The organism is Enterococcus ureasiticus (assembly GCF_001730285.1).
Taxonomy (GTDB): Bacteria; Bacillota; Bacilli; order Lactobacillales; family Enterococcaceae; genus Enterococcus_L; species Enterococcus_L ureasiticus.
In genome coordinates this window covers 16,265-29,707 of the sequence record NZ_MIJZ01000015.1, presented here as the reverse complement: position 1 = coordinate 29,707, position 13,443 = coordinate 16,265, and the positions used below count along the sequence as shown (strand labels likewise).

Below are 13,443 nucleotides of genomic sequence, written 5' to 3'. Positions count from 1 at the left end.
ACGCGTATCAGGTCAAGAGGAATTGTCTAATTTATTTTGTTATAACTGTTTGATGATGATTTCTTGTTCGATCCGATCGATATCGACTTGTTTCATTTCAGGGAACCAGTTAAGCACATTGGCAGTTGAATAGCTGACTGCTTTTTTTAAGACGTCGATATCTTCTAAGCGTCCCAACGTTAGGTATTTGACCAATCCGCCCAGAAAAAAATCACCACAGGCAATTGGGTTTTTCGCTTGTACAGGTGGAACGAAAAGGTGATAGACCTGTTGATTTAATTTTGCGATAACGCCTTTTGCACCAAGTGTGACAATGAAATAGGAAATAGGTGCGGCTGTTTCTGATTTTAGAAACTGAGCGTAATCCTCTAACTCATTAAAAGCGTGATCAGGAACTAACTCACCTAATTCTTCATCATTGATTTTGATCACTTCGGGACTTCCTTTATAGGCTTCAATTAAAGCTGATCCACTGGTATCAACGAAAAAGCGAATGTTTTGCCCTTTTAATTGTTCTTGGATCTGAGCAATATAATTATCAGGCATTCCTTTCATCAAAGAACCTGAAAAAACAACAGTATCCTGAGGATTGATGGCATTCAGTAATTGCTTGGTGAATTTGTCTAATAAAAGTGTATCTAACACGAAACTATTTTCATAAATTGGATAAATTTTACTGGCTTTTGTATCTACAATGATGTTGCAAAATCGTGTATTGACCTCTACCTCAGTTATGTCCAGTTGAATATCTCTCGTTGAGGCAAGTTCTTTTAAGTATTCTCCATTTCGTCCACCTAAAATCGTATGGATACAATAAGGAACGGATGCACCTTCAAAGTCCATTGCATAAGCAACGTTGAAGCTTTTTCCACCAGCAAATTCTTTTACTTCATAAGGACGATTTGGTCGTTCAGCGGTAAAATTTTCTACTAAAAGTGTTCAATCGATTGCTGGGTTTGAGCAAATCAAATGAATCATTTGGAACAACTCCTGACATCTTATTGACGTATTAAACTATTGAAAAAAAGTTAAGCGGTTTCATATTTAAGCTTGGAAATGACACATAAAAGAAACGAAGGGTGTATTCTATGCGCATTTCTTGCATGTGCTGGTCATCACATTTTGTATGTCGAAAATTCGATTTTATAGTAGTCCCATTTTTTATAACTTTCAACATATTCTGCTACGGTTCCATCTTGCAAGGTCGTCTTTTTTTTCTGGAAAACGACAGGTTCATTTTCTGAAATAGCTAAAAGGTTTGCTACTTTTTTTGGTGTGGGAAATAAAATTTCGTTTGTTTCAGTTGCGTGCTCATCGTACATGTGAATCCCGAATTCCGTTTTAAAGCGTTCATAGATCGAGTCATAATAACTTAATTCTTGCACCTCAGGATTGATAAATTGATTCGGCATATAGGTAAAATGCAAAATAAAAGCTACATCATCGACTTTACGAACACGTGTGATTCGGCGGTATGTTTGGTCAGGTTGCAAGCTTAGCTCTTTAAGTATTTTTGGATCAGATTCTTCTACAATACTGATAACTTCAACAGTTTCTGTTTTACCTGCAAAAATTTCGATATCTGTAAATTCAACCAGTTTTCTTTTTCTAGAACGTGAAACGTAAGTTCCTTTGCCCTGATAACGGACCAGATAGCCTTCTGACGCTAATTCTTGAATCGCTCTGATCACGGTGATCGAGCTAGCATTATATAGCTTGATCAACTCGTTCTCACTATAAAAACGATCGCCATGCTCAAATTCGCCAGATTTTATTTTGTTTAATAAGTCATTTTTGATTTGTTGATACTTTGGAATTTTCATAGTGCACCTCCTTTTTCTCTTACTTAATATAATAAGTTAAATGATGAAAAATAGCCATGATTTTTCATGATAGAAAATAAAAAATATATTTATTGACAAATACTACACAAAGAAGTTAATATGTTAATATATTAACTGGAAGCGTTTTAAAGGAGAGGTCGGAATGCATACATTTGAAGTGAAAGAGGATTTTTTACTGGATGGGAAACCGTTTAAGATCATGTCAGGGGCTATACATTATTTTAGAATTAGACCACAAGAGTGGTATCACTCGCTATATAATTTGAAAGCGTTAGGGTTTAATACGGTAGAAACGTATATTCCGTGGAATTTGCATGAACCGCAAGAAGGAACATTTGACTTTGAGAATCAATTAGATATCCAAAAATTTGTACGTTTAGCAGAAAGCATAGGCTTGTTTGTTATTTTACGTCCGTCACCCTATATATGTGCAGAATGGGAGTTTGGCGGTTTACCAGCCTGGTTGTTGAATGAGCGAGAGATGCGGATTCGGTCATCTGACCCAACATTTATTGAAAAAGTAGCCCGTTATTATGAAGAACTATTTCTACAAATCACGCCACTGCAAATCGAGCACGGCGGTCCTGTTATTATGATGCAACTTGAAAATGAGTATGGATCGTATGGTGAGGATAAAGAATATTTGTTGGCGCTTTACGATTTAATGATAAAAAATAAAGTAACGGTTCCGTTATTTACCTCAGATGGTGCATGGGAAGAAGCACAGACAGCTGGAATGCTCTTGGAAAAAGATATCTTAAGTACTGGTAATTTCGGCTCAAAAGCCCAAGAGAATTTCACTGAGCTAAGAGGTCTTCATCAACGTCATGGGAAAAAATGGCCGCTAATGTGTATGGAATTTTGGGATGGTTGGTTCAATCGATGGGGAGAAGAAATCATTAGAAGGGATCCAGAAGAATTAGCGGAAGCTGTTGGAGAAGTTTTAAAATTAGGCAGCATCAACTTATATATGTTTCATGGCGGTACTAATTTTGGATTTATGAATGGTTGTTCTGCAAGAGGACGGAAGGATTTACCTCAGGTAACGTCGTATGACTATGATGCACTTTTAGATGAACAAGGGAATCCAACTGAAAAATTTTTCTCAGTCCAACGAAAAATCCATGAGCTGTTTCCAGATATAAAACAATCAGAACCACTTACGAAAACATCACTAGAGCCTGCTAAAGCGCTGTTAAAGGAAAAAGTTAGTCTGTTTTCTATTGCAGCATCGATCTCACAGTATCAACATAGCAAATATCCTGAAAGTATGGAAAAATTAAAACAGAATTATGGGTATATACTGTATCGAACAAAAGAGCCTAAACGATCGGGTGAAGAATTTTATCGTGTGATCGATGCAAGTGATCGTGTTCATTTCTTCTTGAATCAAACTAAAATCGCTACCCAATATCGAGATGAAATTGGGGAAAAGATTATTTGTAAACCGAATGAAGAACAAAATCAGCTGGATATTTTAGTTGAAAACATGGGACGCGTGAATTATGGGCATAAATTATTGGCTGATACACAGAGAAAAGGTATTCGTAGTGGTGTCATGTCAGACTTGCACTTTATTTGTGAATGGGATCAATATAGTATTGATTTTTCAACGCTTGATCATATCGATTACAAGCAGCCGTGGATCGAAGGAACGCCAGCATTTTACCGCTATGAATTAGCTGTTGAAACGCCTGCTGATACATTTATTGATTTACACGAATTTGGTAAAGGAGTGGTGATCATCAATGGGTTCAACTTAGGTAGATTTTGGAACATAGGACCGACACTTTCTTTGTATGTTCCAGCATCTGTTTTACGAAAAGGAGTAAATGAAATCGTTATCTTTGAAACAGAAGGAGAGTGGGGATCAGAACTTAATTTTGATAAGCAACCAAAATACAAAGAAATACAGGAAGGGTAGTGAAGAATATGAGTATTATTGCAGTAAGGATTGACGGGAGATTGATCCATGGGCAGGTGGCTAATTTGTGGACAACAAAGCTAGATATTAGTCGCATCATGGTTGTAGATGATGAGGTATCAGAAAATGCGATTGAAAAGAGTGGGCTGAAATTAGCAACGCCAGCTGGTGTGAAACTAAGTGTTTTGCCAATAGCAAAAGCGGCTACCAATATTTTGGCTGGAAAATATGATTCGCAAAGATTGTTGATCATTGCTAGAAAACCAGATCGGTTATTAAAATTAGTGGAATTAGGCGTTCCAATCAAAGAAATAAATGTAGGGAATATGTCGCAAAGTGAGTATTCTAAAGCAATTACTAAGTCGATCAACGTATTGGAAAAAGATATTGAAGACTTTAAAAAATTAGATGCTGCAGGTGTAAAACTAGTTTCTCAGATGGTCCCGAGTGATAGATCAGAAGATTTTATGAGTTTATTGAAATAGTGTTTGAGTTTTGTGGGGACCGTTTCTTTTTGGAAAGATAAAAATAGAATGAGGCAGAAAACACCTCATCCGATTTCCAGTCGAGACTAAACGAGCCCACTACACTTTTAAATTAGGAGGAATATCAATGGCAATTCAATGGTGGCAAATTTTATTATTAACGCTTTATGCAGGGTATCAAATTTTAGACGAGCTACAGATTTATTCAGCATTTAGCCAACCTGTTTTTGCAGGTTTGGTGGCAGGTTTTATTATGGGGGATGTAACGGCAGGTTTGATTATTGGTGGAAGTATGCAGTTGACGATTTTAGGTGTAGGAACATTTGGTGGCGCTTCCAGAATTGATGCGAATTCGGGGACCGTTTTGGCAACGGCTTTTTCAATCGGGTTAGGTATGAATCCAGAACAAGCGATTGCTGCGATTGCGGTACCGGTAGCTAGTTTGATGATTCAAATGGATATTCTTGGTCGTTTTACGAATACATTTTTTGCTCATAGAATAGACAGCAATATTGAAGCGATGAATTATAAAGGGATTGAACGTAATTTCTTATTAGGGGCTTTACCTTGGGCGCTTTCAAGAGCCTTGCCAGTATTTTTTGCTCTGAGCTTCGGCGGTGGTTTTGTCGATAATGTTGTAGGGTATTTGAACACGGATCTAAAATGGCTAGGTGATGGTTTATCAGTTGCTGGAGCTGTTTTACCTGCTGTCGGTTTTGCAATTTTATTAAGATACTTACCAGTCAAAAAGCATTTATCTTATTTGATTTTAGGATTTGTACTTACAGCTCTTTTAACCACCGTATTTGGCAATATCCAATTATTAGGTGGAGCAGTTGCAGGTGTAGCAAAAGATTTTGCGCCAATGTTTACTAATTTACCGATGCTTGCGATTGCGTTGATCGGTTTTGCGTTAGCGTTAAATGAATACAAAAAATCAATCGCACAGCCTGTTGCGGTAAAAGGTCATTCACAAGAAACAAATGAAGGAGAGATCGAAGATGACGAAATCTAACTATAAATTAACAAAAAAAGACTTTAATCAAATCAATAAAAGAAGTTTATTCACTTTCCAATTAGGCTGGAACTACGAAAGAATGCAAGGTTCAGGCTATTTATATACGATTTTACCCCAATTAAGAAAAATGTACGGTGACGATACACCTGAGTTGAAAGAAATGATGCGTACCCACGCACAATTTTTTAATACAAGTAATTTTTTGAATACGATCATTACAGGGATCGATTTAGCTATTGAAGAAAAAGAAGGATACTCTGCAAAAGAGTCTGTTGCGGGTATCAAAGTTGGGTTGATGGGACCATTTGCTGCGATTGGTGATTCGATTTTTGGGGCGTTAGTCCCAACTATCTTTGGAGCGCTAGCTGCGAACATGGCGGTCAATGGTAATCCAATCGGTGCATTTATTTGGATGGCGGCACAAATTGCAATTATGGTATTTCGTTGGAAACAATTGGCGTTTGCCTATAAAGAAGGAATTTCTTTAGTCACAACAATGCAAAGTAGGCTGACAGCGATGACAAATGCAGCAACCTTGATGGGTGTTTTTATGGTCGGGGCTTTGGTCGCAACGATGATCAATGTACATTTTGCTTGGGCTCCTTCGATTGGGGATTTAACGATCAATGTTCAAAATAATGTGGATATGATCATGCCGCGCTTGTTACCAGCTGCGATCGTTGGTGGTGTGTATTGGTTACTCGGCAAGAAAAATATCACGTCAACTAGAGCAATCTTTATCGTGCTGATCATTTCAGTTGCGTTATCTGCTTTAGGTGTTATTTCAAAATAGGTTGGAGGCGCTAAGTTTGAATAATTTAGTATTAGTCAGTCATGGGAACTTTTGTACAGAGTTAAAAGCCAGTGCGGAGATGATCATGGGCGAACAAAAAAAAATTTATACCATTCCTTTACTAGCAGAAGAAGGCGAAAAAGAGTTTTTAGCAAAATTTGAAGCAAGCACACAATCATTAGATGATTTTATTGTTTTTTCAGATTTATTAGGTGGAACGCCGTGCAATATATTATCGAAAAAAATAATGAACGGTGCTTCATTTGAATTATATGCAGGAATGAATCTACCAATGGTCATCAGTTTTGTTAATGCAAGCATGTTAGGGAGTGAAAGTGATTTTGTGGCAGAGGCAAAGGAAAATACGGTCAAAGTCAACGAATTATTAACGGCAGATGCATTTGATGAAGAAGATGAATAGATAGGAGTATCAAACAAGATGGAATTATTTAAAGAAACCTCAGAAGCACTTGAAAAAATAGGTGCTGTGATCACGACACAAGAAATAAAACAACAACCGATACTATGGCAAGAAGCGTTTGATAATTATAAGGATCAACGTCAAAAAATAGAACAATTTATTGCTGCGATTATAGAAGCCGAAAAAGGCAAAAAAATCCGGGTGATTTTTACAGGAGCAGGTACATCTGCTTATGTAGGTGATTCAATTACACCTTATTTAAATCATAAAGGAAATCAAGCGGATTTTATTTTCGAAAGTGTAGCAACCACAAATATTGTTTCTAATCCCTATGATTACTTACAAAAAGAGGTACCAACGATTTTAGTATCTTTTGCTCGTAGCGGTAACTCACCAGAATCAGTTGCAACCGTGAAATTGGCCAAACAGCTAGTTGAAAATCTATATCAACTCACGATTACATGTGCAAAAGACGGTCAGCTTGCTCAAGAAGCGGCAGGCGATGCAAGTAATTTACTATTATTGATGCCTGAAAAATCCAATGATTTAGGATTTGCGATGACAGGTAGCTTCACTTGTATGTTACTTAGTGCTCTCTTGATTTTTGATACGAGCAGCATGGAAGAAAAGGCTTTGTTTGTTCAAAATGCGATCCAAATGGGAGAAGACGTTATCACAAGAGAGCCTGAAATCGAAGCATTATTAGAAGGCTCAGTTGACCGAATAGCCTATCTTGGTTCAGGTAGTTTAGCTGGTTTAACAAGAGAAGCACAATTAAAAGTTCTTGAGCTGACTGCTGGGAAAATCGCAACGATTTTTGATTCATCTGTTGGGTTTAGACATGGTCCAAAATCATTCATTAACGAAAAAACACTTGTTTTTGTCTTTGTCACAAATGACCCGTATACGAGAAAATACGATTTGGATATCGCAGAAGAAATCAAAGCTGATAACATTGCGACAAGGATCGTAACACTTGATGTGGATAGTAAGGAGAACTTCTCTGGTCAACGTTTTACCTATTCAAAAGGCACAGAATTACCTGAAGCCTACTTGGTCTTGCCATACGTCTTATTTGCGCAAACGATCGCGATCCATAGCTCGTTAAATGTCGACAATACACCAGATACACCTTCTGCTACAGGGACGGTCAATCGCGTAGTAAAAGGAGTCAAAATCTACGAGTATCAAGACTAAAATAAAAAAATCGAGGAGAAACAAATGCTAAAAATAACAGCGAATAAAAAAGCAGCGATGGATCGTTTATCAACAAAAAACGGAATCATTGAGGCCTTAGCGATCGATCAACGAGGTGCATTGAAAAAAATGATCAAAGCGTTGGGGAAAGAACCTACTGAACAGCACATCATTGATTTTAAAACGATGGTTTCGAAAGAGTTAACACCATTTGCTTCTGCGATTTTATTAGATCCAGAGTATGGTATCGTGGCAGCTGAAGCAAGAGATCAAGAAGCAGGGTTGCTGCTAGCTTACGAAAAAACCGGTTATGATGCGACAACCCCAGGACGACTACCAGATCTTTTAGAAGATTGGTCTGCACTACGGTTACGTGAAAAAGGGGCAGATGCAGTTAAATTTTTACTATATTATGATGCGGACGAGCCACAAGAAATTAATCATCTAAAACACGTTTTTATCGAGCGACTGGGTAGTGAATGTGTAGGTGAGGATATTCCCTTTTATTTGGAATTGGTTTCGTATGATGCAAACATCACGGATGCTACTTCTAGTGAATATGCGAAAATCAAACCTGAAAAAGTCATCAAAATGATGAAAGAATTTTCAAAACCACGCTATAACGTCGATGTGTTAAAAGTAGAAGTCCCTGTAAATATGAACTATGTTGAAGGAATCGGCACTGAAAAATCTGTCTATTCTCGGGCGCAAGCACTATCTTATTTTAAGCAGCAAAGTGAAGCAACGCTGTTACCATTTATTTTTCTAAGTGCTGGGGTTACAGCCAAAATGTTCCAAGATACCTTAGAATTCGCTAAGGAAGCGGGCTCTACATTTAATGGCGTGTTATGTGGACGGGCAACTTGGAAAGAGGGTGTAGCCCCTTTCATTGAGAAGGGTGAGCAGGCTGGTTGTCAATGGCTAAGCACAGTAGGAAAAGAACATATTCAACAACTAAACGAAGTAGTAGAACGAACGGCAAGTTCTTGGCATGATAAAGTAGAAGTACTTTATTAAGCAGTGAACGATTTGTAGAAAAAGAAAGTGTCTAATCTTTGAAAACTAGAATGAGGATAAAAAGCTGATGACCTCACTCTAGTTTTTGATAGATAAAGGTCTTTAGGTGAAGTTTCGTTTTTTATAAAATGATAGCGTATTCAACGGAAGAAGGAGAGTGACAACGGAATGAAGAAAAAGTGGACTACATCGATCAGTATAGTAGCTTTAATGGCATGTACTGCTGTATTGGCACCAATGAGTGTTCTGGCTGATGAAAGTGAGAACAGTGATCAGGCGCAATCCCAGATCGCGACAGATCCAGCAGTTGTGGCGAATTATTGGCAGACGAATTTTCAAAATGGTGTGTTAGGCAATTGGCAGGATTTAGTTGGTGGAACAAATAGAAGTATCAATAACAAGGCACTAGAGATTTCTCGTAAAGCAGAGGCTGGAAACAATGCAGTATCGATCAATTTAGATTCACCCCAAAAAGCAGACGGAGAAGTAGAAACGTCATTTAAATTTAGCACAGGAGAAGGCCGAACGGGTGTTATTGTCAGAGGCGCTTCAAAAGATAGCTGGGTTTTTGTTGGCTATAATGTAAACGGAAAATGGCTTGTTGAAAGTCCAACATCTTGGAATGATAGTATTTCTGGACCAACATTAGCGGCCGATACGACTTACGTTTTAAAAGTTCGTTACGTTGGAACTAAACTCACGATTTGGCTAAATGGCACCCAATTTTATGATGGAGAACCAGTCTTAGCTAACGGGAGCAAAATTCCAACAGCCACAGGTCGAATCGGTGTCAGAACTTGGTATGATCAAAAAACAGTCAGCTATCAATATTTCAAAAATGGAGACAGCGGTAGTCTTCCTGAATTAGTACCAGAAATTACTGAGTTAACACCCGTTAAAATCTTTACGAAAATCGGTATAGCACCAACGCTACCGACCACAGTCAAAGCAATTTACAATACCGGCAATCAAAAAGAAGAAAATGTGAATTGGGACAATATCCCACCAGAATCTTATCAAAAAGTTGGTAGCTTTGACGTATTGGGAACAGTTACCGGAACAGCATTAAAAGCCAAAGCAACAATCACCGTCACAGATGAGGGTAGCATCGAAGTAGGGGACAAAATCTCATCTGCTGATATTACAGCAGTTTTAGATCCTACTTTTCCACGAGTGATTCGCTACGAAAATCCGAGTGATAACAAAATCATTTTTAAAGGACAGCAAGAAAAAATCAGCCAAGTTCTGATTGATGGAAAACCATATGAAGCAACAGCTGTCAAAGAGTCTACGACTAAAAATAAGGCAGTTTATCAAGTAACGGTTCCTGCATTAGGATTGAGTTTTAAAGTTAGTTTCATTGTTTCTGATGGGCAAGAAGTTTCTATGAAAATAACAGATATCAAAGAAGGAACAACAAAAATCCATACGCTGGCCATTGCGAATCAAGGCTTAGTTTCCGTGAACAGTACCGATGCTGGCGCGGCATTTTCAGGTGTAGTCATGAACACTGGAACGAATGCTAATAATGGCAATAAAAATGGCGATACCTTCCAGAACTTAATGACATCAAATGAAGTGGGAACCAAGCAATATATGTACGGATTTTTAAATACGGATGCCTATGCTGCAAGTTTTTGGACCAATGCTTATGGGGATGGCACTGTAGACAACAGCGATAACAACCGAATTTATAAACAAACCAAAGAAACGAAAGCAGGCTATGTGACGTCTTTATGGAGTGGTTCTTGGACCTATCGACCATTTGATGCGCCAGATGCTTATTTGACGGGGGACATACCCGAAGTAAAAATCAAATTTGCAAAAGATTTAAATGGTGACGGTAAAGTCGACTGGCAAGATGCGGCAATCAACTATCGCGCAATCATGAATAATCCAGTTGGCGCGGAAAAAGTCCCTGAATTAGTTAATCAACGGATTCCTTTCAACTTTGCTAGTCAGGCGACAAATCCATTTTCAGTAACACTGGATGAATCAAAACGAGTGTATAATCTGACCGATGGTTTAGGACAAATGAACTTGTTGAAAGGCTATCAAAATGAAGGCCACGATTCAGCCCATCCAGATTATGGTGATGTTGGTAAACGTCAAGGGGGTCAAAACGATCTAAATAAATTAATCGATGAAGGACACAAACTGAACGCTATCTTTGGTGTACATGTCAACGATACAGAGTCATATCCCGAAGCAAAATCATTCAATGAAGACTTGATCGATCCAACAAAACGAGGCTGGGATTGGCTAGATCCATCATATTTCATCAAACAACGACCAGATACGATCAGTGGTAATCGTTTGAACCGCTTTAAAGAGTTGAAGCAAAATGTGCCGAATTTAGATTATATCTATGTAGATGTCTGGGGCAATCAAGGTGAAGCTGGTTGGTTAAGTCGCCAATTGAGTAAAGAAATCAATGGACTAGGCTGGATCACGGCTAATGAATTCCCGAATGCACTAGAATATGATTCGATCTGGAATCATTGGTCTGCTGAAAAAGCCTACGGTGGAACAGCAACGAAAGGCTTTAATAGCAATATTGTGCGCTTTATCCGTAATCATCAAAAAGACACATGGATCATTTCTGATAATCCGTTATTAGGCGGAACAGAATTTGAGGCATATGAAGGCTGGGTTGGAAAAACAAATTTCAATACGTATAAAGATAAAACTTTTGCAATCAATATCCCCACAAAATTTTTACAGCATTACCAAATCACAAATTGGGAGACAACGACCGCAGCCGATGGTCAAATCTATGGCACAATCAAATTGGCAAACGCTAGTGACAAGGTAGTTGTGACGCAAAAAGACGCGAATGATCAAAAACGCATAACATTAAATAATGTTGACGTACTAAAAGGGAATACCTATTTATTACCATGGACCAACAAGGATCAACTGAAGTTATACCACTGGAATGAAACTGGCGGCTCTACAACTTGGACGATTCCAGACAAATTACAAGGAAAAAACAATTTACATGTATATGAATTAACAGATCAAGGCAGAAAAGATAAAGGGGCTGCTGCTATTACAGGAAACCAAGTAACGATTCAAGCAGAAGCGAAAACACCGTATGTGATTGCGGAACCAGAGACAACTGAACCAGTAAAATTTGGTACAGGAACACCAGTGAAAGACCCTGGATTCAATGAACAAGATACGTTGGCTAAAAACTGGCAAGTCATTCAAGGAGATGCCGCAGTTATTAAAGATCCAAACGGCGACTATGTTTTGAATGCTGGAAAAGAAGCTATGACGATCAAGCAAGATTTAACAGTATTAAAAGCTGGGAAATACAGCGCCTACGTCAATACTGAAACACATAATCGAAAAGCCAGCATAACGATAGAAATCGATGGGAAAAAATATACAAAAGAATACACCAATTCTGTCGTTCAAAACTATATTCAAGCAGATACCAATCATACTAGCAGCAAATATCCTCAGTATATGCAAAATGCTAGAGTCGATTTTGTTGTTCCAGAGAATGCGAAAAAAGTCACACTTACTTTAGCTGCAGAAGCAGGGACCAATAAAACAAAATTTGATGATATTCGAATTGTTGAGCGGCAAACAGATGTAATGAATACAACAAGTGAAACCATTATCAAACAAGACTTTGAAGATACTCAAGCTATTGGCCTATTCCCGTTTGTCAAAGGACAAGCTGGCGGTGTTGAAGATCCACGAATACACTTATCGGAGAAAAACGAACCTTATACGCAATATGGTTGGAATAGCAATAAAATATCCGATGTGTTATCAGGCAATTGGTCTTTAAAAGCGCACAAACAAGGCGCAGGCTTAATGCTTCAAACAACGCCGCAAAATATAAAATTTGAAGCAGGGAAAAAATATACAATCAGCTTTGATTACCAAACAGATGGAAAAGATATCTTCTCTGCGGGATCTGTGACGGGTGAATATAAAACACTCCAAGATCTGAAAAAAGTTGGCGAAATTTTACCAACATCGGCAGATGGGAAAACCAAAAAATATCAAGCAGAAATTGTTGGTGACACTTCTGGGAATACTACGTTTGGTATTTACACAACGGGTGGTGCTTACGATCTAGTGATTGATAATTTTACTGTAACAGTCAAATAATCTAAGCAGATTTTGATAAATTAAGAGTTTAGTTAACAAACGGTGAAACGTATCGTGACTAAGCTCTTTTTTATTACGATTCATTATTAGAAAAATACCTATACGACGCTCAAGTTGATTTTTATGTGAGTATAAAACACTCCTTCCTCGTTACTGAATGTGGTAAACTAAGTTTGAACTGATCAAAGATAGGGGGAGTAGAAAAATGGATTTTATTTTTAATAATTTATTTTACATTGCTTATATTTCAATGGTTGTTCTTTACGGATCTTTAAGTCCGAGTCAGCTGACACCAAGTGCCAAGAAAACGTTTCACTTATTTGGTTTATCAATAGTACTTGTAATTTCTTTGGATATGACCAGTTTTATTCTAGGCTTTAAATACCATTTTCTGAAAGATTTTTTATTATATGCCCAAGTTATTTGTATGTTTGTTATTTTATTTCAATTGAAAAAATCTTCTTTAAACAAAATCAACATTTACAGTTATCTGTTTACGCTAATTTGCTTAAGTGGTTATACCATATATTCTGTTATTCAATTGTGGGGATTTTTAAATATTGTGACCCTTTAAGGCGTGGCTTTTGTCTTTCTAAATACCAGCGAGTATACT

Annotated in this window: 10 protein-coding genes and 1 pseudogene; 9 read left to right on the top strand and 2 right to left on the bottom strand. The window is 37.7% G+C overall.

All coding sequences use genetic code 11. The features are described from left to right. Positions 1 to 39: 39 nt before the first annotated feature. Positions 40 to 918 (bottom strand): annotated as a pseudogene (locus BCR21_RS12775) (1-phosphofructokinase family hexose kinase); the annotation flags it as partial. Positions 919 to 1,115: 197 nt separating this feature from the next. Further along, a complete protein-coding gene (locus tag BCR21_RS12770) occupies positions 1,116 to 1,823 on the bottom strand; it encodes a GntR family transcriptional regulator (protein ID WP_069646854.1) in 708 nt (235 codons plus the stop codon). Positions 1,824 to 1,986: 163 nt separating this feature from the next. Between BCR21_RS12770 and BCR21_RS12765 the strand changes: the two genes are divergently transcribed. The 9 genes from BCR21_RS12765 (at position 1,987) to BCR21_RS12725 (ending at position 13,404) form a co-directional block, all read left to right on the top strand. After that, positions 1,987 to 3,768 carry a glycoside hydrolase family 35 protein gene (locus tag BCR21_RS12765; RefSeq protein ID WP_069646853.1) on the top strand — a complete coding sequence of 594 codons (1,782 nt, stop codon included), beginning with the start codon at positions 1,987 to 1,989 and terminating at the stop codon, positions 3,766 to 3,768. A gap of 8 nt (positions 3,769 to 3,776) precedes the next feature. Beyond that, the gene (locus BCR21_RS12760) at positions 3,777 to 4,253 is read left to right on the top strand and encodes a PTS sugar transporter subunit IIB (protein ID WP_069646852.1); all 477 of its coding nucleotides are present in this window, start codon (positions 3,777 to 3,779) and stop codon (positions 4,251 to 4,253) included. A gap of 127 nt (positions 4,254 to 4,380) precedes the next feature. Next, positions 4,381 to 5,268 carry a PTS mannose/fructose/sorbose/N-acetylgalactosamine transporter subunit IIC gene (locus tag BCR21_RS12755; protein WP_069646851.1) on the top strand — a complete coding sequence of 296 codons (888 nt, stop codon included), beginning with the start codon at positions 4,381 to 4,383 and terminating at the stop codon, positions 5,266 to 5,268. Further along, on the top strand, positions 5,255 to 6,064 hold the full coding sequence (locus BCR21_RS12750) for a PTS system mannose/fructose/sorbose family transporter subunit IID (protein ID WP_069646850.1): 810 nt from the start codon (positions 5,255 to 5,257) through the stop codon (positions 6,062 to 6,064). Before BCR21_RS12755 ends, BCR21_RS12750 begins: the two co-directional genes overlap by 14 nt. 16 nt (positions 6,065 to 6,080) lie before the next feature. Next, on the top strand, positions 6,081 to 6,485 hold the full coding sequence (locus BCR21_RS12745; RefSeq protein ID WP_069646849.1) for a PTS sugar transporter subunit IIA: 405 nt from the start codon (positions 6,081 to 6,083) through the stop codon (positions 6,483 to 6,485). 18 nt (positions 6,486 to 6,503) lie between these two features. Next, complete coding sequence (locus BCR21_RS12740; protein WP_069646848.1) at positions 6,504 to 7,682, top strand: SIS domain-containing protein; 1,179 nt, start codon at positions 6,504 to 6,506, stop codon at positions 7,680 to 7,682. 24 nt (positions 7,683 to 7,706) lie between these two features. Continuing rightward, positions 7,707 to 8,699 carry a tagatose-bisphosphate aldolase gene (gene lacD, locus BCR21_RS12735; protein ID WP_069646847.1) on the top strand — a complete coding sequence of 331 codons (993 nt, stop codon included), beginning with the start codon at positions 7,707 to 7,709 and terminating at the stop codon, positions 8,697 to 8,699. 168 nt (positions 8,700 to 8,867) lie between these two features. Next, a complete protein-coding gene (locus tag BCR21_RS12730; protein ID WP_069646846.1) occupies positions 8,868 to 12,830 on the top strand; it encodes an endo-alpha-N-acetylgalactosaminidase family protein in 3,963 nt (1,320 codons plus the stop codon). 205 nt (positions 12,831 to 13,035) lie between these two features. Beyond that, entirely contained in the window at positions 13,036 to 13,404 is a 369-nt protein-coding gene (locus BCR21_RS12725) for a hypothetical protein (RefSeq protein ID WP_069646845.1), read from the top strand. Positions 13,405 to 13,443 lie beyond the last annotated feature (39 nt).